Consider the following 22411-nt stretch of genomic DNA (forward strand, 5'->3'; position numbering starts at 1 on the left):
CACAGGGTCCGAGTTGGACCTGAATTGCGCATCCGACGCGCAACCTGTGGGAGCGGGCTTGCCCGCGATGAGGCCCTTGACAGCGACAGAAAAAAGAAAGCCTGTATCAGAGCCTGAAGCGATCCACCGACTGCGACAGTTTCCCCGCCAGCGACGACAACTCATCCGTCGTCAACGTCGTCTGCACAATCACCTTGCTGTTGCCTTCGGACATGCCGGCAATCATCTCCACCTGAGGGGCGATTTCATTGCTGGCCAGGCTCTGCTCGCCGATGGTGCGGCTGATGTCGTTGACCAGTTGCGTGGTGTTGAGCGTGGCCTCGAGGATTTCGCGGATGGCGCGCTCGACGTCGGCGGTCACGGCCATGCCTTTGTCGACCCGGGCCACACCCTCCTCCATGCTGATCACCGCTTGATGGGTACTTTGCTGGATGCGCGAGACCATGGCGGCGATTTCCTGGGTGGAGGCACTGGTGCGGCCCGCCAGGCTGCGCACCTCGTCGGCCACCACGGCAAAACCACGCCCCTGCTCCCCGGCGCGAGCGGCCTCGATGGCGGCGTTGAGCGCCAGCAGGTTGGTCTGGTCGGCGATGCCCTTGATCACCTGGATGATGCTGAAAATCCCTTCGGACTCCTTGTCCAGCGTGCGAATCACCTGCGCCGACTGCTGTGCCGAACGGGCGATGCCGTCCATGTCGCTGACCACCTGATGGATCACCCGCCCGCCATCCTTGGCCAGCGCCTCGGCCTGGTTGGCCATGTCCAGCGCCCGTTCGGCATGCCGGGTGATTTCCTCGATGCTCGCGGTCATTTCGCTGGCAGCGGCGGCCATGGTGCTGGCGGCAGTGCTTTGCTGCTGGCTGCTGCCGGCCACCTGGTGACAGCCATCGCTCAGTCGAATGCTCATGCCGCTGACGCCATGGGCATTGCTGCGCACCACTTCGATCATGGCGCGTAAATCACGCTGCATGGTCGCCAGGCTGCGAATCAACAGGCTGGCTTCGTCCCTGCGGTCAGTCTCGACAATTGGCTCACTCAAATTGCCGTGGGCAATGCTGTCGGCGATGCGACTGGCCGTGCGCAACGGCCCCACGATGCTCAGGATCACCCAGCGCCCCTGGACAAGCAGCAACAGCAGGCTGGCAATCAGCACGGCGCCGAGGGCGAAATTGGCGTTACTGATCGCTTGCCGGGTGCCCTCGATGGTCTGTTGGGTGTGGCTTTCGATCAGCTCGCTGAGAGTGGCCATCTGATCTTCCAGTTGGCTGAAGGCGCTGTTGAACGTGCCGAGTTCCTTTTGCGCGGCCTCTGGATCAACTTGCAGATCTGGCAGAAACAAAGCGGAAAATGGCTATTGGTAGGTCGACAGGCGTTCAAGTTCTGATGCTTGGGTGATCGCGAAAAAAAGGGGATGAATAGGCGTCTACCCGCCCATTCGTCCCCTTTCGTGTTGCACTGATTTCGAGGCTGGTTTCAGTGCCCGCGAATGTAGTGCTCGAACTGCCGAATCAGGTCGGCCTGCTCGACAATGGCTTCTTTCACCAGATCGCCAATCGACAGCAAACCGATCAGCTCGCCATTCTCCACCACCGGCAGATGCCGCAAATGGCTGTCCGTCATGACCGCCATGCAATGCTCGATGCTCTGTTGGCTGTCGGCCGTGACCACCGGGGAGCTCATGATGGCCCTGACCGGCGTGCCAACTGACGAACGTCCCAGCAGCACCACCTTGCGCGCATAGTCGCGCTCGCTGATCACCCCGACGACCCGGCCCTTCTCGATCACCGGCAACGCGCCCACGTTCTTTTCGGCCATTTTCTTCACGGCCTCCAGCACCATGGCGTCCGGTTCGATGCTGTGCACTTGCTGGTTTTCCACGACCTTGAGCTTGAGCAACTGTGCGGCTGTCTTCATATCCGTCTCCTGATGTGAATGGCGTGCAATGTCAGGCCACCCCGACTTCCACCACCCCTTCGTTCAGCCGCACCGGCCAGACACGCAAACGCTGTTGCGGGTACTCCAGGCAACTACCGTCTTCAAGACGAAAGTGCTGCTTGTAGATAGGCGACGCAACGACCAGATCCCCCTTGATGCTGCCGACCAGGCCGCGGCCGATGACATTGGCCCCGGACTGCGGGTCGTGGTTGTCGATGGCATAGAGGTTTTTGCCCTCCATGCCCGGCAGGTAGAACAGCGCCACCTGGGCACCGTCCAGCCACACCACCACACCGGAGTCATTGACCAGGTCCTGCTGGCTGCACACCGACTGCCAGACGGCAGACGCAGCGGTTTCAACGCGTTGGGTGTTGGACGGGTTCATCAGACACTCTCCTCGGTAACAGGGATCAGGTTGAGTTCGGCCGCCATGATCGGCCGGCGCTGGCCGCGCTCCTGGACAAAATGGATGTCCGGATCCGGGCGTTTATCGTTGACGAAGGTACGGAAGCGCTTGAGCTTTTCCGGGTCCTTGAGGGCGTTGGCCCACTCGCATTCGTAGCGATTGACCACCAACTGCATCTGCGACTCGAGCTCCGCGCCCAGGCCCAGGCTGTCGTGGATGATCACGTCCTTGAGGTAGTCCAGGCCGCCTTCCAGGCTTTCGCGCCAGACCGAGGTGCGCTGCAGCTTGTCGGCGGTGCGGATGTAGAACATCAGGAAACGGTCGATGTAGCGGATCAGGGTCGCGTCATCGAGATCGGTGGCGAACAGCTCGGCATGGCGCGGGCGCATGCCCCCGTTGCCGGCGATGTAGAGGTTCCAGCCCTTCTCGGTGGCGATCACGCCGACGTCCTTGCTTTGCGCCTCGGCGCATTCACGGGTGCAACCGGACACCGCGAACTTGAGCTTGTGCGGCGAACGCAGGCCCTTGTAGCGGTCTTCGATGGTCAGGGCCATTTGCACGCTGTCCTGTACTCCATAGCGGCACCAGGTGCTGCCGACGCAGGACTTCACTGTGCGGGTCGATTTGCCGTAGGCGTGGCCGGTTTCGAAGCCGGCTTCAATCAGTTCGCTCCAGATGTCCGGCAGTTGATGCAGCTGCGCGCCAAACAGGTCGATGCGCTGGCCGCCGGTGATCTTGGTGTAGAGGTCGTATTTCTTCGCCACCACGCCGATGGCAATCAGCTTGTCGGCAGTAATCTCGCCACCGGGAATGCGCGGCACGACCGAATAGGTGCCGTTTTTCTGCATGTTGGCCATGAAGGTGTCGTTGGTGTCCTGCAGCGGCACCAGCGACGGATCCATGATCGGCTGGTTCCAGCACGACGCCAGGATCGAACCCACCGCCGGCTTGCACACATCGCAACCGGTGTGGCCACGGCCATGCTTGGCCAGCAGTTCCTCGAAGGTGATCACCCCTTCTACCCGCACCAGCGCATACAGTTCCTGGCGGGTATAGGCGAAGTGTTCGCACAGGCTCTTGTCGACGCTGACTCCACGGGCAATCAATTCATGCTCGAAGACTTGCTTGAGCAACCCGGCGCAACCACCGCAACCAGTGCAGGCCTTAGTCTGCGATTTCAGCAGACCAAGGTCGCTGCAACCGCCGTCGATGGCCGAGCAGATGGCGCCCTTGGTCACGTTGTGGCATGAGCAGACCGTCGCCGTTTCCGGCAAGGCGCCAGGGCCGAGGGTCGGCGCACCTTCGGACGACGGCAGGATCAACGCGGCCGGTTCGGACGGCAGGGCGATTGCGTTCTGCATGTATTGCAGCAGCGTGTCGTAATAGCTGTTGTCGCCGATCAGCACGGCACCGAGCACGTGTTTACCGCTGGCATCCACCACCAGGCGCCGGTAGCTGGCCGTCGTTTCGTCGATGAACTGATAGCTGCGCGCACCCGGCGTGTTGGCGTGGGCATCGCCGATGGAGCCAACGTCGACCCCCAGCAGCTTGAGCTTGGTCGACATGTCGGCGCCCTGGAACGGCTCGGCGGCGTCGTCACACAGGCGCGCGGCGACACTGCGCGCCATCTGGTAGCCCGGCGCGACCAGGCCGAACAGGCTGCCGTTCCAGGATGCGCATTCGCCGATGGCGTAGATGTTCGGGTCACAGCTCAGGCAGGTGTCGTCGATCACCACGCCACCGCGCGGGCCGATCTCCAGCGCGCATTGCCGGGCCAGCGCGTCCTGGGCACGGATACCGGCGGAGAACACAATCAGGTCGGTCTCGAGGAACTCGTCGTTGGCGAAATTCATCCGGTAGCGGTACTGCTCGCCGGCGCTGATCGACTGCGTGGCGCGGGACAGGTGCACACCGACGCCGAGGCGCTCGATCTGCGCCTTGAGCGCCAGCCCACCCAGGTCATCGAGTTGCACCGGCATCAGGCGCGGGGCGAATTCCACCACGTGCGCCTCGAGCCCAAGGCTTTTCAGGGCGTTGGCGGCTTCCAGACCGAGCAGGCCACCCCCTACCACCACCCCGCGCCGGGCATTGGCTGCCGCGGCACGAATGGCATCGAGGTCTTCCAGGGTGCGATAGACCAGGCGCGAATCGCCTTCGGCGCCTTCGATCGGCGGCACAAATGGATAAGAGCCAGTGGCCAGGACCAGCTTGTCATAGTCAACGCAGCCTTGTGCGGTGATCACCTGGCGCCGGGCGCGGTCGATTTCCAGCACCGGCACACCCAGGTGCAAGGTGACGCCGGGTGTCTCGTACAGCGCCGCGTCACTGAGTGCCAGCGACTCGGCGTCGCGACCGGAGAAGTATTCGGACAGATGCACGCGGTCGTAGGCACGCATCGGCTCTTCGCTGAAGACATGCAGCCGATAGCGGTCAAGCGCGCCACGCTCAATCAACTGCTCGACACAATGATGCCCGGCCATGCCATTGCCGATCACGATCAGCGTTTGCAGCTTGTTCAAACTGGCTACATTGGAATTCATAAACGACACCTGCCCTAAGCCCATCACGGTGAAAAAAAGCAAAAAAAAACGCCTGAAACCTTGCGGTTCCAGGCGTCTTTGCCTGTTCTTTTGCGGTGTTGAAAACCAGACGGCCATGCCTGATCCACCGATATTGCCCACGACCTGTGCGGCCAGTCGATCGTCGTTGACCGAGAGGGCTGCCCATCTTTTTCGGATGGGCTTGATGGGGATGATGCAGTGTTTGTGCCAGATCGCTGGCAGATACGTTCACGGCCGTGGAAACGCCTTGATGGCTGCGAGTCAGGCAGGTTTCTGGAGGGTTGAGTGGGCCTGGCGGCTGATGGTGCGCGAGGCGGGGAAACTCGGCAAACCGCTTCGCACTGGTGCACGTTGTCAGGCACGGCGCTTAAAAAGTGCATGCAGCGGTCGGTTTAAACATCATCGAAGGGAGCTTGTTTAACTGCCCTACAACTCACCTCTTGAAAGCTACAAGACCTTGCGCCGTTGCCTACGACTACGCCAGAATCCGCCGGCTTGTGCGCCCCGGGGCCGCTCGGTAACTTGATTCGCGTCACTACCCATCAGTGATCGGGTTTAGCAGCCCGTGGTTATCTAGTGAGGTGTACAGGCTCTATCAGTCAGGCATTCCCATGTCTGCGCTCGATGGTAGCTGTGCGCAGGGCGCCTTCGGGCGCGCCGGCTTGCTAGATCCCCGGTCTGCTAACCTGCGTACAGCTGCCTCCACTTTCGTTTAGCAGCAAGAGTGGCGGCACTCCATGTAAGGATCTAGCTAATGATAAAGCCGTCACCGAACCCCCCGGACACCGATCCCACCTCTCCGTACGAACCCGATTCAAAAAAACTCAACGAGGCTGCCGAGCGCGCCCTCGATTTCCACTTCCCGTCGTCTGCCGACATCAAAGCCACGCCGCGTACACCAAGCTCGCTGTTTACCGTCGACCCGCATGCCACCAGCGAAACCCTGATGGTCTATCTGGTCGAGACCCTGGCTTCGGTGGATGTGATGGTTCATCAGTTGGTGGATCTTCTTGACGGTGGGTCGCGCAATGCCCTGCTGGGCATTTCAAACAGCGTGATGCTGGCGGAGATTACGGCGAATCGGGTGCTGGATCAGATTGATCCGCCTTGATGGGTGTTGCCTGGCTCCTACGGGGATATGCGTACATCCATAAAGGTCAGGTCGGCTGTCAGGCCGCCTCGCTTTGGCTTTTGATTTTCTTGCCACATCGAGAGGCTTCGTTCCGGTTCTGCGTAGTGGGTAAACCGGCAAGGATGCCGGTTTAGCCGCGCTGGGCCATGAATGGCCCATCGCGGCGACCCACGGAGCAGGACCGGAGCGAGGGCATGCCGAGCCTTAGCGAGGCACCGAACGTCAGGGGCAAGAGCCCTTGGTTACTTGGGGCTCTTCCAAGTGACTCGCTGTAAGAGCGAAACCCTAGGTGGTCGTTACCGCAGGAATGGATATGTACGCCAGTAAGACAATCATCGAATGTCAGGACGCCTTCGCCGGCAAGCCTGGCTCCTACAGGGGGCTGTGTACATCCATAAAGGTCAGGTCGGCTATCAGGCCGCCATCGCTGGCAAGCCAGCTCCCACAGAGGATCGGGTACACCCGCAGCTCAGAGGGCGATATGGCAGAGTACTTCAGCAACACCGCGTATTACATTTCCCACGCCCAAAACGCGCGTCCTGACGCTCACGGAAAAACGCCTCGTAGGTCATCACCGGCTCGCCCGGATGGCTGATCGCCCTCTGTGCCACATAGTTGTCGTAATCGGGAACGCCCACCATCAAACGCGCGCTCTGGCTAAGGAAACTGGCGGCTTGCTGCAATTTGCGGATCATGGCAGTGCTCTCAATGAGATTTGGACAGCCCGATATAACCCCACGGATGTATCTGCAATGTGTCCACTTTCAGGTCATTTGTATTTTCATGTATTCAAGCCCCCGCGACCTTTTGGCGCATGACCGGCTGGCCATCGATTGAGCGCCAACGGGCAACAGTTTGTTAACATCCCTGCGCTTTTTCTCGTCTGATTGATCAGCCACTGTAGATATCCAGTCGCTACACAGGATGCTTTTTTCCATGAGTACGTTGTATTCCCGCCGTTCGGTCCTGCAAGGCATGAGCCTGTTGAGCCTCGGCCTGCTTGCTGGCTGCGATGACAGCAGCAAGCTGTCGTTCAAGTACGGCAAGGACCTGAGCGACAAGATCATGGGCCGCTCCTTCAAGCTCAAGGACACCGAGGGCGAAACCCGGATGCTCGGCAGCTACCAGGGCATGATGCCGATGATCTTCTTCGGCTTCACCCAATGCCCGGCGGTCTGCCCGACCACGCTGGCCCGCGCCGCCCAGGCGAAAAAACTGATGGGCCGCGATGGCGAGCGCCTGCAAGTGGTCTTCATCACCCTGGACCCCGAGCGCGATACCCCACAAATGCTCGACAAATACGTCAAGGCCTTCGATCCGAGTTTCGAGGCGCTGTATGGCACGCTGGAAGAAACCGCCGCCACCGCCAAGGAGTTCGGCGTATTCTTCGAGAAAGTCCCAAGCGGCGATACCTACACCCTGTCCCATACCGCGACCAGCTTCGTGTTCGACTCCCGTGGCAATTTGCGCCTCGGCCTGTCCGCGTCCCTTACCGCTCAAGAGTGCGCAGAAGACCTGCTCACCGTCATGGAGGTTTGCTGATGACTTCGTTTTGCGCACCACGTATCAAGCAGCTTGTACTGGGAATGGCCCTGATCGGCATGGCGTGGCAGGTGTCTGCGCAAACCCGGGTCAACGACGCCTGGGTCAGGGCGACGGTGGCCGGCCAGCCTTCGAGCGGCGCCTTCATGACCTTGCAGGCCGACACCGATAGCAAGCTGCTCGGTGTGCAGTCGCCGGTAGCGAAGATGGTGCAGATTCACCAGTCGAGCATGAAAGACGATGTGATGAGCATGCAGCAGGTCGAGTCCGTGGCGTTGCCGGCCGGCAAGCCGGTGAGCTTCGATCCCCATGGCTACCACATCATGCTCATGGACCTGACTGGCCAGATCAAGGAAGGCAGCAAAGTGCCATTGACCCTGACCGTGGAAAACGCCAAGGGCGAGAAAGAATCGATCACGGTAGACGCCGAGGCCCGGGCACTTGGTACGATGGATCACGGCAACATGGATCACAGCAAGATGCATTGAGAGTCTGACGGCCTCCCCGATGGAGGCCGCTCTTTGATGGGAGGTGCGCAACGATGACGACGAACACCGAAACCGCCATCCTGGCTGGCGGCTGCTTCTGGGGCATGCAGGACCTGTTTCGACGCTACCCGGGCGTGATCTCCACCCGGGTCGGTTACTCGGGCGGCGATGTGCCCAATGCCACCTACCGCAACCATGGCTCCCACGCCGAAGCGATCGAAATTGTCTTCGACCCGGAGCAGATCAGCTATCGCCAGATCCTCGAGTTTTTCTTCCAGATCCATGACCCAAGCACTCAAAACCGTCAGGGCAATGACCTGGGGACGAGCTATCGCTCTGCGCTCTATTACTTCGATGATGAACAGAAACGCATAGCCGAGGATACCGTAGCCGACGTTGACGCCTCCGGTCTCTGGCCTGGCAAGGTGGTCACTGAAATAGAGCCCGCCGGACCGTTCTGGGAAGCGGAGCCTGAGCATCAGGATTACCTCGAACACTACCCCAACGGCTACACCTGCCACTTCATACGACCGAACTGGACACTGCCCAGACGTAAATAATTGATTCAGACAGATCCGGCTTTCGCCATGCCGGTGGTCGTTTGAACGCGGCGCCCGGCCGCCCGGGTCGACACCAGGAAAATGAGACCCAAAAGACGCCTTGAAAGATTCCGCCTATCGGCTACAAATACTCCAGCTATTAGCCGTCTGCCCAAGGGCGGTCTAGCCTTATCTAACGCCGGTGCCGTCTGGCCGGCCTAGACCTGATAAGAAGATAAAGCAGGAGTCAGAAACCGACTAGGCGCACCGTGGGTCATCCCGTTGGCAATACGCTTGCCAGTGCCGGTGATGCCCATTTGGCCACGATGATCAGTTGATCGACTTGCTGGGCCAACAGCCTGAGTCATTGATTTCACTCACCGCCATCGAACCTGTAGGGACGCTGGCTGAATGAACACGACCAAAGGTAGCTCACAGATGGGAACTGAAACGAAATGCCCGTTCAATCACGCAGCGGGTGGTGGCACCACGAACCGCGATTGGTGGCCGAACCAGCTGAATCTGAAGATCCTGCACCAGCACTCGTCCCTGTCCACCCCCGCGGACGAGGGCTTCAACTACGCCAAGGCGTTCAAGAGCCTGGACTTTGCCGCGCTCAAGCGTGACCTGACCGCCCTGATGACCGATTCCCAAGACTGGTGGCCTGCGGACTTCGGACACTACGGACCGCTGTTCATCCGCATGTCCTGGCACGCCGCGGGCACCTACCGTACCGGCGATGGCCGGGGCGGTGCCGGTTCTGGCCAGCAGCGCTTTGCACCGCTCAACAGTTGGCCCGACAACGTCAGCCTGGACAAGGCGCGCCGCCTGCTGTGGCCGATCAAGCAAAAGTACGGCAACAGCATTTCCTGGGCCGACCTGATCGTCCTGACCGGTAACGTCGCGCTCGAAACCATGGGCTTCAAGACCTTCGGTTTTTCCGGCGGCCGGCCTGACGTCTGGGAACCGGACGAGGATGTCTACTGGGGCTCGGAAAACAAATGGCTGGGTGGCGACGTGCGCTACGACAAAGCGCAAAAAGCCATGCAAGAACCCGGCGAAGGCCCGCTCGTCGCAGAACCCGGGGAAAATGAGGAGAGCCGTACCGAGCAAGGACGCAATCTGGAGAACCCCCTGGCGGCCGTGCAAATGGGCCTGATCTATGTGAACCCGGAAGGCCCGGAAGGCAACCCGGACCCGGTGGCCGCTGGCAAGGACATCCGCGAGACCTTCGGCCGCATGGCCATGAATGATGAGGAAACCGTGGCGCTGATTGCCGGCGGCCACGCCTTCGGCAAGACCCATGGCGCCGGCCCCGCCGACAATGTCGGTGCCGAGCCCGAAGCCGCTGGCCTCGAAGAACAGGGCCTGGGCTGGAAGAACAAGTTCGGCACCGGCAAAGGCCCCGACACCATCACCAGTGGCCTGGAAGTGACCTGGACCACCACACCCACGAAATGGAGCAACAACTTCCTGGAGAACGTGTTCGGCTTCGAATGGGAACTCACCAAAAGCCCGGCGGGCGCCCATCAATGGACGCCGAAGAACGGTGCTGGCGCCGGGATCATTCCGGACGCGCACGACCCGTCCAAACGTCGCAACCCAACCATGCTGACCACCGACCTGGCGCTACGCTTCGACCCGATCTATGAGCCGATTGCACGGCGCTTCCTGCAGAACCCCGATCAACTGGCCGACGCGTTCGCCCGTGCCTGGTACAAGCTGCTTCACCGCGACATGGGCCCGCTCTCGCGCTACCTCGGCCCGGAAATGCCCAATGAAGAACTGTTGTGGCAAGACCCGATACCTGAAGTCGATCATCCGCTGGTCAACGACAGCGACGTCGCGGCCCTGAAAAGCAAGGTGCTGGCCTCGGGCCTGTCGGTCTCGCAACTGGTCACGACGGCTTGGGCCGCAGCTTCCAGTTTCCGTGGTTCGGACAAACGCGGCGGTGCCAACGGCGGTCGCTTGCGCCTGGCCCCGCAGAAGTTCTGGCAGGCCAACCAGCCCGACCAACTGGCGGGGGTCCTGACGAAACTGGAGGGCATCCAGCAGGAATTCAACGCCGGCGGCAAAAAGATCTCCCTGGCCGACCTGATCGTCCTCGCCGGTTGTGCAGGCGTTGAACAGGCGGCGAAAAATGCCGGGCATACGATCACGGTGCCTTTCTCGCCGGGGCGCACGGACGCTTCCCAGGAACAGACCGATGTCGAGTCTTTCGGTTTTCTCGAACCGATCGCCGATGGCTTCCGCAATTACCTCAAGGGCAGGTACCGCGTATCGGCGGAGTCGCTGTTGATCGACAAAGCACAGTTGCTGACCCTCACCGCGCCGGAAATGACCGCGCTGATTGGCGGCATGCGCGTGCTCAAGACCAACGTCGGACAGACTGCCCACGGCGTCTTCACCACACGGCCCGAGGCGTTGACCAAGGATTTCTTCACCAACCTGCTGGACATGGGCGTGGAATGGAAACCGGTGTCGGAGGCCCAGGAAGAGTTTGAAGCGGTCGACCGCAAGACCGGCCAGAAAAAGTGGACGGGCACGCGAGTCGATCTGGTCTTCGGTTCCAACTCGCAATTGCGCGCGCTGTCGGAATTCTATGCCAGTAACAGTGAGGAGAAGTTCGTTAAGGACTTTGTGGCGGCCTGGACCAAGGTGATGAACCTTGACCGCTTCGACCTGAGGTGAGCGGACCTGCCGGGTGAGTTGACGAGCGCGCAGCCTTGACTGCGCGCTCGAAGGTCACTCAATGGGGCGCGCGATGGATGGTCTTGAGCAGGTCTTCGGGGCTGATGTGCCCGACGACCTGCTGCACGCTGCCCGGTTGCGGCAAATCGAGGATGTGCCCCTTCATCTTGCCGATCACGTGCATCTCGCACGGCTTGCAATCGAATTTCAACGTCAGCACTTCGTCGCCATGGATCAACTGCATCGGCGCGACCTTGGTGCGCACGCCCGTCACGCCCTTGGCCTGCTTGGGGCACAGGTTGAAGGAGAACCGCAGGCAGTGCTTGGTGATCATCACCGGGACTTCGCCGGTCTCTTCATGGGCCTCGTAGGCCGCATCGATCAGCTTGACCCCGTGACGGTGATAGAAGTCACGGGCCTTCTGGTTGTAGACGTTGGCCAGGAACGACAGGTGCGACTCCGGGTACACCGGCGGCGGACTGGTCTCGGCCTTGCGGCCACCCCGTGGATGGGCCTGGATGCGGGCGACGGTCAACGCTTCGATCACTTCGCGACGCAGAGCCTTGAGCTGCGAGTTGGGAATGAAGAACGCCTGGGGTGCATCCAGCTTGATGTCGGTGGCGTGGTATTCGGTGGTGCCCAACTGACCCAGCAGGTCATGCAGCTGCTCAAGGGCCTGCTGCGGCTTGTTGGCCACGCCGAACGGACCGTCCAGGGCGACACTGGCGCTGATGCCCTCTTCGCTGGTGGCGGTCAGTTCCAGGCGCTCCTCGCGCAAGCGGGCGAACCAGGACAGACCGATCCGGCGCTCGGCCGAGGTTTTTTGCAGCGCCTGGGCCCAGTTGTGATCCAGGTTGCGGCTCAGCGGGTGATTCGGGCGCAACTGGTGCAAGCCCTTGGGCATCTCGTTCGGCTCGACGCGGTAGCGATAGCGTTTCTCGCCGTCCTCCTCGAACTCGCCTTTGGGCTCGGCGATGTTGGTCCGCCAGCCCACCACCTCACGCTTGACCAGTACGTTGAGGCCATCACCGTTGGACAGTGGCTCATGGGTGACCACCAGCAGATCGCGCTTGCCAACTTTTTCCACTACGCCCACTGGCAGGCCGGTAAAGGTTGGCGAGTCGAAGGCGCCGATGTCGATCTTGCGTTCGCTGACGAAGTAGTCGGTACTGCCACGGTGGAAAGTCTTGTCCGGATCGGGCAGGAAGAAATGCGCAGTGCGGCCGCTGGAGGCGCGGGCCAGGTCCGGGCGGTCTTCGAGCACATCGTCCAGGCGCTGACGGTAGTAGGCGGTGATGTTCTTCACGTAGCCCATGTCCTTGTAGCGCCCCTCGATCTTGAACGAGCGCACGCCAGCTTCCACCAGGGCGCGGATGTTGGCGCTCTGGTTGTTGTCCTTCATGGACAGCAGGTGCTTCTCGTAGGCAATCACCCCGCCCTTCTCGTCCTTGAGGGTGTACGGCAGGCGGCAGGCCTGGGAGCAGTCGCCGCGGTTGGCGCTACGGCCGGTCTGCGCGTGGGAAATATTGCACTGGCCGGAAAACGCCACACACAACGCGCCGTGAATGAAGAACTCGATCGCCGCCTCGGTTTCGTCGGCGATGGCGCGGATTTCCTGCAGGTTCAGCTCGCGGGCCAGTACCAGTTGCGAAAAACCGGCCTGGTCGAGGAACTTCGCCCGCTCCAGGGTGCGGATGTCGGTCTGGGTGCTGGCGTGCAGCTCGATCGGCGGGATGTCCAGTTCCATCACACCCAGGTCCTGGACGATCAGCGCGTCGACACCGGCATCGTACAGTTGATGGATCAGCTGGCGGGCCGGCTCCAGTTCATTGTCGTGCAGGATCGTATTGATCGTGGTGAACACCCGGGCGTGGTAGCGATGGGCGAACTCCACCAGCGCGGCGATATCGCTCACCTCGTTGCAGGCGTTGTGGCGAGCGCCGAAACTCGGGCCACCGAGGTAAACGGCGTCGGCGCCATGCAGGATGGCCTCGCGGGCGATAGCCACGTCACGGGCGGGGCTGAGCAATTCCAGGTGATGTTTGGGCAGGGACATAATATTTTTTAGTCAGGCTGTCACGGTCGAGGCGCGCATTGTAGCGGTGAAATGAGCGGGGGGCATCCGTGTACTGCCAGGTGGCTCCCGGATGTACCTGATGTGATCGTTCCCATGCGCCGCAAAGGAATGCCGCCAGGGACACTCTGCGTTCCGCTGACTGACATGAGCCGTGCGCAACGGTGACGCGGAGCGTCACAGGATGCATTCCCACGCAGAGCGTGGGAACGATCAAAGCGCAAGCATCCATAGACCTTTTGATGATCAGGCCTTGGCAGCCATCGCAGTAACTTCCACCCGCATACCCTCGACCGCCAGCGACGCCACGCCCACAGCCGCGCGCACGGGCCACGGCTTGGCGAAGAAACGCTTGTAGACCTCGTTGAAAGCAGCGCGGTCGGCCATGTCGGTGAGGTAGATGGTCAAATGCAGCACTCGGTCCATGGAGCTGCCGGCGCGCTCGAGCGCCACTTTCAGCGCTTGCAGGGTGCACTCGCTTTGCAGGGTGATATCGCCCAGTTCAAGGCTGCCATCGGCACGGGTCGGGATCTGGGTGGAGACCAGCATGCCGGCGAAACCGGCGACGTCGGAAGAGATGGAGTCCGCATCGGGATCGGGAACGAAGGTCAGGTCTTGGTTTGCCATGGGGGTCTCTTGCTTGAGGTGGTAAGGCGGCGTCGCAACATGTCAGCCGAGGCATTCATGCAGCAACGCCTGTTGCGACACCAGTTTACGGAACCGTCACGCCACCCGCTCGATTTTATCCGCGCGACGCTTCTTGCCGTCGCCGTTCCCGCGCAACAACACCCAACGCACAACCTTGTTCCAGGCATAAGCCACCGCAACGCCACCGATGACGGCGAAAATCACCCCGAGTAGCGGATAATCGCCGATGCGCCGGGCCACCGAGTGGAACTGGAAGTGCGTCAAGTAGATATACAGGGTCGAGGAGGCAATCAATGCCATGCCCCGCGCCATCAGACCGGGTACTGGAATGGACCGGACCCAGATCACCAGGAGCGTGGCCGGCACGGCGACATCGATATGATTCCAGATGACGGAGGCCAGCGGTCCAAAGCCCATCATCGCTACCATGTCCTGCCAACCCACCACCATGACGGCAAGGGCAGTGACGATCCACTTCTGGCTGGTTGAACTGGCACTGTGAATGGCCATGCCGAGCACCATGATCGGCAGGTAATGCTGTGGCACCCGATTGAACAGCGCGCTCGCATCGAACACATAGGTACTGATCAGCACATCAACCAGCGCCAACGCGCATGTCGCAATGACAAAACAACGAAACGGGTCTGCACTGATGATGTTCCTGATGCGCTCGAACGACAGTGCGAACCCGATGATCAACAGCATCTGCACCAGTACTTCTATGTACCAGTAGACGAAGTTACCGATCTGGTTGGGCGAATACCAATTGGAAATCAGCAACAATGATTGCCAATGCACCGTGTCGAACACCACCTGCACCAACACCGTGTACAGGACCGTGGGCACCGCGATAGTGGCTACGGACTTGACCAACGTTCGCACGCTACCGGACTCATTGATGGCCTTTAATTGAAACCTTGCCAGGCTGAACCCGGAAACCAGGAACAGGGCCATTGTTTCGCCGAACATCGGCCAATGTGCAGATACCTGAAAATGCCCCATCACAATCAACACGATGGAAACCACGCGTATAAACACCGGCACTTCCATTGCCCGGATCGAAAACCTCGAGGCCTTGGTGTCGCTTGCCAGTTCACACAACTCGAGTACCGGGATCATTTCCCATTGATCGGGCAGATGACCGATCAGCTCTTCCAGCACCATCGAAGCCTGGACGAACGAGAGTGAATCCCCGCCCAGCTCCACGAACGTCAACGCTGGATCGATGCGCGGCACTTCCAGGATCTCGGCCCAGGCCTGCGTCAACTTGAGCGCCAGCGGCGACAGATTCTGGCTCGCGCTGAGCGGTGCCGCCTGCTTGTCGACAAGCGCCTGCAACGCCCGCTTGTCGATTTTGCCGTTCGGCGTCAGAGGAATCGCCTCCACGTGCACGAACAACGCCGGCACCATGTAGTCGGGCAGCTGTTGTCCTACGTGATCACGCAACTCAACCGCTGAGACAGGCTTGGCGCAAACGCAACAGGCCACCAGTTTCACGTTCGATCGGTCGTTGTTGGCCAGCACCACGCACTGTTTGATTCGCGGATGCCTTGAGATCGAGGCTTCGATTTCAGCCAGTTCGATGCGATGGCCGCGGATCTTCACCTGGCTATCGCCGCGCCCGTGGAACATGACACTGCCATCGGCGAGATAAGTGCCCAGGTCGCCGGTCCGGTAGCAGATATCACCCTCGGCACGGGTGAAGGGATTGACCACGAATTTTTCCCGGGTCATTGCCGCGTCACCGTAGTAACCCAGGGACAGAAACGGGCTGCGGATCAGGATTTCCCCGACTTCGCCTTCTCCAACCAACTGATTGGCTTCATTGACCAGCAACAGTTGCGCGCCCTCGATCCCCTTACCCAGCGGGATCTTGGCGTTGTCGAACGTGGGATCGACTTGATGGTAAGCCATTGCCTGTGGCGTTTCGGTCGTGCCGTAGAAGTTGACGCTGACGGCGTTGGGGGCGATGGCGCGTATTTGCTGGTAAAGGGTGCTGCTCAAGGCATCACCCCCCCAGAATAGATAGCGCAGCTCATTGAACTGCAATCCACTGATCTTCGCCCCGGTTTCGATGAGTTTGCCCAGGGGCGGCGTGAGGTGAATGATGGAGATCCCGTGCTGGTGTATCCACCTCGCCAATGCCGCTGGATCGATCACGGTCGATTGGGCCGGGATGATGACTTTCGCGCCAATGGAGAGCGGCGTGAACACGTCCCTGTAGACCGGGTCGTGGCCGAGCCCCGACAGCAGGGAAAAGCAACTGTCCCTGGTCAAAGAATGACGTTGGCTATGCCATTCGATGAAATGAACCAAGGGCGCGTGATGGGTGACAATCCCCTTCGGCTCGCCGGTACTGCCCGAGGTGAAGGTGATATAGGCCGGGTCTCCAGGGTTGACCTCGGGCAAGGCCCTTGGCTCGACGGCGAACGCCTTCAGCGCGTCGCCGGGCATCTGCGGTATGTTGACCACGCGTACGGACGAATGCTGGGGATCGAGCTCGAAGGCGGCCTCGCCACATACCAGGACAAAGGTCGGCTTGAGCACCTGGATGATCTGTTCGATGCGCACACGGGGATAGGCCATGTCGGCAACGCTAAACGTCAAGCCGGCGCGCGAGGCACCGAGCATGGCGTAGACCAGGCCGGCGCAGCGACTGGAGACGATCACGACCCGGTCGGATGCTCTCGCGCCCTGTTCAAGCAGAAAACAGGCAAGGCGCTGGCTTATAGCTTCAAGTTCGCCGTAGCTGCACGTGGCGTCTTGAGAAACCACGGCAACGGCTTCGGGCGTGCGTCCAGCGTGCTGCAGGAAGTCCATGAATATCGGACGTTCGACACAATACTCCAGATCAAGCGTCGGGTTTGGGCGCGCTTCCTGCATTTGATTGATTGACTCCCCATGGCCTGTAGGACGTAGACACGACGGGACGCCCGCAAACGAGAGATTCCCCCCTCAAGACGCTAGCACAGCTCCCGCTGCCCGCCAGTCCGTCGGCCAACATGCGCTGGAGCCTTTGCCGTTATCCCCGCCATTGCCGGGGGCTGACCCCGGTCTTGCGGCGAAAAGCCCGGGCCAGTGCCGAAGGGCTTTCATAACCAACCTCCTCGGCGATCAAGGCAATGGGCTTGCCTTCACGCAGGCGTTTTTGCGCCAGGCTGATGCGCCAGCTCACCAGATAATCAACCGGGGCCTGCCCGACCACCCGCTTGAAGTGCTCGGCGAAACTGGCCCGGGACATGTTGGCCGCTAACGACAGTTCGGCCACGCTCCAGGCCTTGCCGGGCGACTCGTGCATGAGGCTCAAGGGGCGCGCCAGGCGAGGATCGGCCAGGCCGGCCATCATGCCCGGCGACTGATTGCTGCTGTTCAGGATGTGCCGCAACAACAGGATCACCACCAGCTCGAACAGCCGGTCCATCACCGCCTCACGACCACAGGTACCGTCGAAGGCTTCGTTGAACAACCATTGCAGCGTGCTGGCCAGGGTCGGGATTTCATCCAGCTTCAGCACCAGGTAATCCGGCAGCGCCGTAGCGAGGGCGTTGCCCGCGCCGCCGTCGAAGTCCAGGGACGCGCACACCAGCTGTGTATCGCTGTCTTGTGCGGCAAGCAGGCGGTGGCGATACGGCCGGGGGAAAAAGATCAGCGTCGGTTCGGTGATGTGCAGCTCACGCTCGTCCGCGAGCCTGAGGGCCAACTCGCCCGCCTGGAGCAAATGCAAATGACCGCAGGTCTGGCTGCCATCGAACACCGTCGTGCCGCAAAACGCACCGCTGTGAAAGGTCCCGGCATTGACGCCGAAATGCGCAAGCAATGTGGACAAGCGATCCATGAATGAGCTCCGACGGAAGTTCTGGACGATCTGTCGCATATCGTCGACGATTTGCATCCAATAGACCAGCCCGATTCACTAGCATCCACTCCGTACCCAGCGCTTGTCGCGCATTGACTACGGAGAATCACCATGCCACGTATTACCCCTGTCAGCCTTGAACACGCCACCGAGACCACCCGCCCATTGCTCGAAGGCGTGCAGAAGAAAATTGGCTTCCTGCCCAACGTGTTCCGGGTCCTGGCCCATGCCCCCACCGTACTGGCCTCCTACCTGCAGAACTCGGTGGCATTGGGCAAGACGTCCTTGAGCGCCACACAGAAGGAAGCGATTTTCCTCGCTACCTCCCAGGTCAACGGCTGCGACTACTGCCTGGCGGCGCACACGCTATTTGCCGGCAAGGCGGGGCTTTCCGGCCAGGAGATCCTTAGCGCCCGCGAAGGCCAGCTCGATGCCTACGCGTTGCTCGCCCGGCAAATCACCGAAAGCCGAGGCCACTTGAGTAGCGAGCAAATTGCCGCGGCCCGCGCCGCTGGAATCGATGACGGGAAAATCATCGAAGTGGTCGCCCATGTCGCTTCGCAAACGCTGACCAACTACCTGAACAACGTCGCCCTGACCGAGATCGACTTTCCGGCCATCGACGCCTGACCCATCCTGCTGCCGAGGAAAAATTTCATGAAAACGGTAACCCTGTACACCACCGACACCTGCCCTTTCTGCCGCAGCGCCAAGGCACTGCTGGCCGGCAAAGGCGTCGCGCCCCAGGAGATCGACATTCAGCGCACGCCCGGCAAACTTGAAGAAATGCTCAGCCGCAGCGGCCGGCGCAGCGTGCCGCAGATTTTCATCGACGACACGCACATCGGCGGCTTCGACGACCTGGCCAGACTGGATCGCCAGGGCGCCTTGCTGTCGATGCTGGCCTGACCCCCTGTAGGAGCGAGCACGCTCGCGAAAGACTCAAGCGCGCCGCGTTCAGCCAGGAAACACGCGTTTTCGTTAACAACCATCGTCGGAACGCCGCCCGGAGCATGCTCGCTCCTACCTCCTACGTATTGGTCTTCAACTTGGTCCACAGTCGCGTGGTCAAGCGGGCGATGGAAGCTGGCAAGTCCTCTACCGTGAACAACTTGTCCATCACCGATTTGGGCGGGTAGATCGCCAGGTCCTGTTTCACCGCCGGCACCACATCGGCATCCGCTACGCGATTGGGATTGGCGTAGTGGATGCTGTTGCTGATGTTGGCAATCACCTGGGGCTGCAGCAGGTAGTTCATGTAGGTGTAGCCGTTCTTCGGGTGCGGTGCGCTCTTGGGCATGACCACCATGTCGAACCACAACGTGGAGCCCTCTTGCGGGATCGAATAGGCGATGTCGATGCCGTTTTTCGCTTCCCTGGCGCTGGCAGCCGCCTGCACGATGTCGCCATTGAAGCCGATCACCGCGCAGACGTTGCCGTTGGCCAAGTCGCTGATGTACTTGGAGGCGTGGAAATACTGGACGTAAGGCCGGATCTTCAGCAGCGCCTGTTCGGCTTTCTTGTAGTCGGCCGGGTCATGGCTGTGGGGTGGCAAGCCCAGGTAGTTGAGGGTGATCGGCAGCACTTGCGTCGGGTTGTCGATGATCGCCACGCCACATTCGCTGAGTTTTTTGATATTGGCCTCATCGAAAAACAGGCTCCAGGAACGGGTGACGTCGGTGTTGCCGAAGATCGCCTTGATCTTCTCGACGTTATAGCCAATGCCCGCGGTGCCCCACATGTAGGGATAACCGTACTGGTTGCCGGGGTCGTTGACCTCGAGCTTTTTCATCAGCACCGGATCAAGGTTGCTCCAGCCCGGCAACTGGCTCCTGTCGAGCTTCTGGATCGCACCGGCCTTGATCAGGCGAGACAGGAAATGGTTCGACGGGCTGACCACGTCATACCCGGTATTGCCCGTCATCAACTTCGATTCCAGCACTTCGTTGCTGTCATGGATGTCGTAGGTGGCCTTGATCCCGGTTTCCCGGGTGAACGTGGCCAGGGTGTCGTCGGCGATGTAGCCGTTCCAGTTGGAAATGTTCACGGTTTCATCGGCGTAGGCGGCGGTGCAAAACGCAGAGAGCAGTGCCACCAGGGAAACGTTATTGACGCGCATGTTCGATCACCTTCGTGTTGAAGTGCTTTTGTTGTGAGTGAAGGGCGGAGTTTTAGATTTCGCTTCTGGCCCGGGCCGTCTCTACGCGCATACGCAGCATGGCACCGATATCCAGCAAGGGCTTGGGCGGCAGCCAGCCGGGCTGGGCGCGCTGGATGACCAGTTGCAGAACGGGTGAGTCAATACCCGATGCCAACTCCGCCAGCAGCCGCCCCCACAGCGTGCCGCGCGCCACGCCGGAGCCGTTGCACCCGGCCACGGCGAACACGCCCTCCTCGACCTTGGCGAAATACGGCTGCCCGGAGCGCGAAGCGCTGAGGTGGCCGGTCCAGGTGTATTGAATGTCCTGCGCACCCAACAGCGGAAATCGACGCTGCAAGCCCAGTACATGGTGCTGGCGCCGGGTCGCCAGCTCGCCGGGCGACAAGTCGTGGGCGCGGTACTCGGCGGTATTGCGAATCATCACCCGGCGATCCGGGGTCAGGCGCACCGTGGCCCCCAGGGGACGGGTCGACAGCACGCCCCAGGGTTCGACGGCGCCAAGGGCCTGGAATTCTTCGTCGCTCAGGGGCCGGGTGAGGCTGGCGCTGAGTTCCATGGCGAAGGTGCCGCTGTCACGGATACCGGAACGGGGAATGAAGGCATTGAGGCACACCAGCACTTTGCTGGCCTCGACGCAGCCATCCACGCCGCTGGCGCGGATGCGACCATTACCCAGGCGCTGCAGGCCGCTGATTTCGGTGTTTTCGAACAGGGTGACCTGCGGCGGCAGTGCATCGAGCAGCCCTTTGACGTATTTCGCCGGTTGCAGCAACGCATTACCATTGCCGCACCAGATCGCCGCCTCGTAGTGCCGGGTTCCCAGCCTCTGGCTCAACGCATTACCTTGCAGAAACTCGGCAGAGGCTCCCACCGCGCGCAATGTCTGCAACTTGGCCTCGACCTCGGTCAACTTGCGCGGATCGCTGACCGCAAAGAAATAGCCCGATTCACGGAAATCACATTCGATACCATGCCGGGTTATGCGCTGGCGCACCTCGTCGCTGGCGGCTCGGGCAATCGAGGTGTCGACCTGGAAGCCGGCGAAACCGGGGCGGCCTTGCAACTCGGCATGGGTGGGGTGTTCGTGGGCGACCACGAACCCCGAATTGCGCGCCGACGCCCCTTGCGCGGCGCGCTGGCGGTCAACCAGCACAATGCGTGCCCTGGGATGCAATTGCGCCAGTGAATGAGCGGCACACAACCCCGTGATGCCGGCACCGATCACCAGCCAATCAGCCTGCTGCGTGCCCTTGAGCGGATCGCGCAACGGGCTGTCCCCGGCTTGTGCAATCCAGCCACATACGTTTTCCATGCGTCACCTCGTTGACTGTCGTGGTGCAGCCCCCCTTTCACAACCACGCATGCAGCATTCGCATGAGTGGTTGGAGATGGTGACCGCCATGACTAGAATCTAAAGGGACACCGCAACGACAACCAACGTTATTAAATCATCCTGGTATTCTGAAAACGCATGGATAACATTCGCCACGTTCCCTCGCTCCAGGGCCTGCAGGCCTTGGTCGAAGTTGCTGATTCGGGCAGCTTCACCCAGGCGGCGCAAACGCTGTGCCTGACCCAAAGCGCCGTGAGCCGCAAAATCCAGCAATTGGAGAGCCACTACGGCGCCTCGCTGTTCCAAAGGACCAGCCGCAGCCTGCAGCTGACAGCGCAAGGCGAACAGGTGCTCGCCAGTGCGCGGCATATCCTTGAACACCTAAAGGCCCTCGAGGACCGGATCGCCCCGCAAAAACGCCCGTTCCGCATCCGCATGCACGTGTCACTGGCCGTGCGCTGGCTGCTGCCCAGGCTGAGTGACTTTTACCGGCATCACCCGCAGGTATCCCTGGCGATCGAGACCGTCGCCACGGAGGTGGTGGAACCGGACAACGACTGCGACGCCTACATCCTCTATCTGCCCGAACCGTCCGGTGCCGCGGATTGCGTGACGCTGTTCGAGGAAGCGCTGGTGCCGGTGTGCGCGCCAGGGCTGGCACTGGCATCGCTGGAGGAACTGTCGGGCTTCGCCTTGCTGCATCGCTCAGCCGACAGGAACGACTGGAAGCATTGGTTGGACGCCAATGGCGGCAAGACTCTGGAGAATTTTCGCCATATCCCCTTCAACCTCGACGAACTGGCCCTCGATGCCGCCGCGCGGGGTTTGGGCGTGGCCATGACCGACATGACCCTGGCCGGCGAGTCGATTGAGCGCGGCGTGCTGGTCATTCCGTTTGGCGAGCCATTGAAGACTCGCGGGATTTATTCGCTGTGCCTGCAGCCTTCGGCGGCTGCGCATCCTTCTTGCACGCAGGTTATGCAGTGGTTTTCCGGGCAGGTTGTAACACCCCACAACCTGTAAGCACGCATTTGAAAGTCAGCGA

General features: G+C 60.9%; 18 protein-coding genes and 1 pseudogene. 8 read left to right on the forward strand and 11 right to left on the reverse strand.

Going from position 1 to position 22411, the window contains the following annotated elements; genetic code table 11:
- Positions 1-106: 106 nt before the first annotated feature.
- The 4 genes and pseudogenes from ACIO0C_RS08815 to nirB all read right to left on the reverse strand — a co-directional run.
- Positions 107-1315 (reverse strand): annotated as a pseudogene (locus tag ACIO0C_RS08815) (methyl-accepting chemotaxis protein); the annotation flags it as partial.
- 158 nt (positions 1316-1473) lie between these two features.
- Positions 1474-1914 (reverse strand): CBS domain-containing protein, encoded by a 441-nt coding sequence (locus ACIO0C_RS08820; protein WP_401310423.1) that lies wholly within the window; start codon positions 1912-1914, stop codon positions 1474-1476.
- A gap of 31 nt (positions 1915-1945) precedes the next feature.
- Positions 1946-2320: a nitrite reductase small subunit NirD gene (gene nirD / locus ACIO0C_RS08825; protein WP_401310425.1), complete on the reverse strand. Its 375-nt coding sequence runs from the start codon at positions 2318-2320 to the stop codon at positions 1946-1948.
- Positions 2320-4881, reverse strand: coding sequence for a nitrite reductase large subunit NirB (gene nirB / locus ACIO0C_RS08830; RefSeq protein WP_401310428.1), 2562 nt, complete (start codon positions 4879-4881; stop codon positions 2320-2322). Before nirB ends, nirD begins: the two co-directional genes overlap by 1 nt.
- A gap of 775 nt (positions 4882-5656) precedes the next feature.
- Between nirB and ACIO0C_RS08835 the strand changes: the two genes are divergently transcribed.
- Entirely contained in the window at positions 5657-6013 is a 357-nt protein-coding gene (locus ACIO0C_RS08835; protein ID WP_401310431.1) for a DUF6124 family protein, read from the forward strand.
- Positions 6014-6528: 515 nt separating this feature from the next.
- On the opposite strand, the gene ACIO0C_RS08840 is transcribed toward ACIO0C_RS08835, so the two are convergent.
- A complete protein-coding gene (locus tag ACIO0C_RS08840; RefSeq protein ID WP_033044098.1) occupies positions 6529-6729 on the reverse strand; it encodes a YbdD/YjiX family protein in 201 nt (66 codons plus the stop codon).
- 241 nt (positions 6730-6970) lie between these two features.
- Here ACIO0C_RS08840 and ACIO0C_RS08845 point away from each other — a divergent pair, with 241 nt between their 5' ends.
- The 4 genes from ACIO0C_RS08845 (at position 6971) to katG (ending at position 11294) form a co-directional block, all read left to right on the forward strand.
- Positions 6971-7576, forward strand: a complete 606-nt coding sequence (locus tag ACIO0C_RS08845) for an SCO family protein (protein WP_401310434.1) — start codon at positions 6971-6973, stop codon at positions 7574-7576.
- Positions 7576-8064 carry a copper chaperone PCu(A)C gene (locus ACIO0C_RS08850; RefSeq protein WP_401310437.1) on the forward strand — a complete coding sequence of 163 codons (489 nt, stop codon included), beginning with the start codon at positions 7576-7578 and terminating at the stop codon, positions 8062-8064. The genes ACIO0C_RS08845 and ACIO0C_RS08850 overlap by 1 nt, the downstream gene beginning before the upstream one ends.
- Positions 8065-8117: 53 nt before the next feature.
- On the forward strand, positions 8118-8624 hold the full coding sequence (gene msrA / locus ACIO0C_RS08855) for a peptide-methionine (S)-S-oxide reductase MsrA (RefSeq protein ID WP_401310440.1): 507 nt from the start codon (positions 8118-8120) through the stop codon (positions 8622-8624).
- Positions 8625-9041: 417 nt separating this feature from the next.
- Positions 9042-11294 carry a catalase/peroxidase HPI gene (gene katG / locus ACIO0C_RS08860; protein WP_401310443.1) on the forward strand — a complete coding sequence of 751 codons (2253 nt, stop codon included), beginning with the start codon at positions 9042-9044 and terminating at the stop codon, positions 11292-11294.
- Between the two features lie 58 nt (positions 11295-11352).
- Here katG and ACIO0C_RS08865 read toward each other — a convergent pair whose 3' ends face one another.
- The 4 genes from ACIO0C_RS08865 to ACIO0C_RS08880 all read right to left on the reverse strand — a co-directional run bounded on the left by ACIO0C_RS08865 (position 11353) and on the right by ACIO0C_RS08880 (position 17851).
- Positions 11353-13350 (reverse strand): U32 family peptidase, encoded by a 1998-nt coding sequence (locus ACIO0C_RS08865; RefSeq protein WP_401310446.1) that lies wholly within the window; start codon positions 13348-13350, stop codon positions 11353-11355.
- Between the two features lie 264 nt (positions 13351-13614).
- Positions 13615-13995: a RidA family protein gene (locus tag ACIO0C_RS08870; RefSeq protein ID WP_033044524.1), complete on the reverse strand. Its 381-nt coding sequence runs from the start codon at positions 13993-13995 to the stop codon at positions 13615-13617.
- Between the two features lie 96 nt (positions 13996-14091).
- Positions 14092-16899 (reverse strand): amino acid adenylation domain-containing protein, encoded by a 2808-nt coding sequence (locus tag ACIO0C_RS08875; RefSeq protein WP_401310450.1) that lies wholly within the window; start codon positions 16897-16899, stop codon positions 14092-14094.
- A 139-nt stretch (positions 16900-17038) separates the two neighbouring features.
- On the reverse strand, positions 17039-17851 hold the full coding sequence (locus ACIO0C_RS08880; protein WP_401310453.1) for a cupin domain-containing protein: 813 nt from the start codon (positions 17849-17851) through the stop codon (positions 17039-17041).
- A gap of 132 nt (positions 17852-17983) precedes the next feature.
- Between ACIO0C_RS08880 and ACIO0C_RS08885 the strand changes: the two genes are divergently transcribed.
- The gene (locus tag ACIO0C_RS08885) at positions 17984-18502 is read left to right on the forward strand and encodes a carboxymuconolactone decarboxylase family protein (RefSeq protein ID WP_401310456.1); all 519 of its coding nucleotides are present in this window, start codon (positions 17984-17986) and stop codon (positions 18500-18502) included.
- Between the two features lie 27 nt (positions 18503-18529).
- Complete coding sequence (grxC, locus tag ACIO0C_RS08890) at positions 18530-18781, forward strand: glutaredoxin 3 (protein WP_401310459.1); 252 nt, start codon at positions 18530-18532, stop codon at positions 18779-18781.
- Between the two features lie 121 nt (positions 18782-18902).
- Here the strand turns inward: grxC and ACIO0C_RS08895 are convergent, their stop codons facing one another.
- Positions 18903-19991 (reverse strand): polyamine ABC transporter substrate-binding protein, encoded by a 1089-nt coding sequence (locus ACIO0C_RS08895; protein ID WP_401310462.1) that lies wholly within the window; start codon positions 19989-19991, stop codon positions 18903-18905.
- 52 nt (positions 19992-20043) lie between these two features.
- Entirely contained in the window at positions 20044-21345 is a 1302-nt protein-coding gene (locus ACIO0C_RS08900; RefSeq protein WP_401310465.1) for an NAD(P)/FAD-dependent oxidoreductase, read from the reverse strand.
- A gap of 159 nt (positions 21346-21504) precedes the next feature.
- Here ACIO0C_RS08900 and ACIO0C_RS08905 point away from each other — a divergent pair, with 159 nt between their 5' ends.
- A complete protein-coding gene (locus ACIO0C_RS08905) occupies positions 21505-22389 on the forward strand; it encodes a LysR family transcriptional regulator (protein ID WP_401310468.1) in 885 nt (294 codons plus the stop codon).
- Positions 22390-22411: the final 22 nt, after the last annotated feature.

Source organism: Pseudomonas sp. NPDC087336, from assembly GCF_044744285.1.
Taxonomy (GTDB): Bacteria; Pseudomonadota; Gammaproteobacteria; order Pseudomonadales; family Pseudomonadaceae; genus Aquipseudomonas.

Excerpts from the sequence above, each read along its gene's own strand:
- ACIO0C_RS08865 (WP_401310446.1), bottom strand. The coding sequence starts at position 13,350 with ATGTCCCTGCCCAAACATCACCTGGAATTGCTCAGCCCCGCCCGTGAC.
- ACIO0C_RS08820 (WP_401310423.1), bottom strand. The coding sequence starts at position 1,914 with ATGAAGACAGCCGCACAGTTGCTCAAGCTCAAGGTCGTGGAAAACCAG.
- ACIO0C_RS08885 (WP_401310456.1), top strand. The coding sequence starts at position 17,984 with ATGCCACGTATTACCCCTGTCAGCCTTGAACACGCCACCGAGACCACC.
- ACIO0C_RS08900 (WP_401310465.1), bottom strand. The coding sequence starts at position 21,345 with ATGGAAAACGTATGTGGCTGGATTGCACAAGCCGGGGACAGCCCGTTG.
- katG (WP_401310443.1), top strand. The coding sequence starts at position 9,042 with ATGGGAACTGAAACGAAATGCCCGTTCAATCACGCAGCGGGTGGTGGC.
- ACIO0C_RS08840 (WP_033044098.1), bottom strand. The coding sequence starts at position 6,729 with ATGATCCGCAAATTGCAGCAAGCCGCCAGTTTCCTTAGCCAGAGCGCG.
- ACIO0C_RS08850 (WP_401310437.1), top strand. The coding sequence starts at position 7,576 with ATGACTTCGTTTTGCGCACCACGTATCAAGCAGCTTGTACTGGGAATG.
- ACIO0C_RS08880 (WP_401310453.1), bottom strand. The coding sequence starts at position 17,851 with ATGGATCGCTTGTCCACATTGCTTGCGCATTTCGGCGTCAATGCCGGG.
- ACIO0C_RS08835 (WP_401310431.1), top strand. The coding sequence starts at position 5,657 with ATGATAAAGCCGTCACCGAACCCCCCGGACACCGATCCCACCTCTCCG.
- msrA (WP_401310440.1), top strand. The coding sequence starts at position 8,118 with ATGACGACGAACACCGAAACCGCCATCCTGGCTGGCGGCTGCTTCTGG.
- nirB (WP_401310428.1), bottom strand. The coding sequence starts at position 4,881 with ATGAATTCCAATGTAGCCAGTTTGAACAAGCTGCAAACGCTGATCGTG.
- ACIO0C_RS08870 (WP_033044524.1), bottom strand. The coding sequence starts at position 13,995 with ATGGCAAACCAAGACCTGACCTTCGTTCCCGATCCCGATGCGGACTCC.
- grxC (WP_401310459.1), top strand. The coding sequence starts at position 18,530 with ATGAAAACGGTAACCCTGTACACCACCGACACCTGCCCTTTCTGCCGC.
- ACIO0C_RS08875 (WP_401310450.1), bottom strand. The coding sequence starts at position 16,899 with ATGCAGGAAGCGCGCCCAAACCCGACGCTTGATCTGGAGTATTGTGTC.
- nirD (WP_401310425.1), bottom strand. The coding sequence starts at position 2,320 with ATGAACCCGTCCAACACCCAACGCGTTGAAACCGCTGCGTCTGCCGTC.
- ACIO0C_RS08905 (WP_401310468.1), top strand. The coding sequence starts at position 21,505 with ATGGATAACATTCGCCACGTTCCCTCGCTCCAGGGCCTGCAGGCCTTG.
- ACIO0C_RS08895 (WP_401310462.1), bottom strand. The coding sequence starts at position 19,991 with ATGCGCGTCAATAACGTTTCCCTGGTGGCACTGCTCTCTGCGTTTTGC.
- ACIO0C_RS08845 (WP_401310434.1), top strand. The coding sequence starts at position 6,971 with ATGAGTACGTTGTATTCCCGCCGTTCGGTCCTGCAAGGCATGAGCCTG.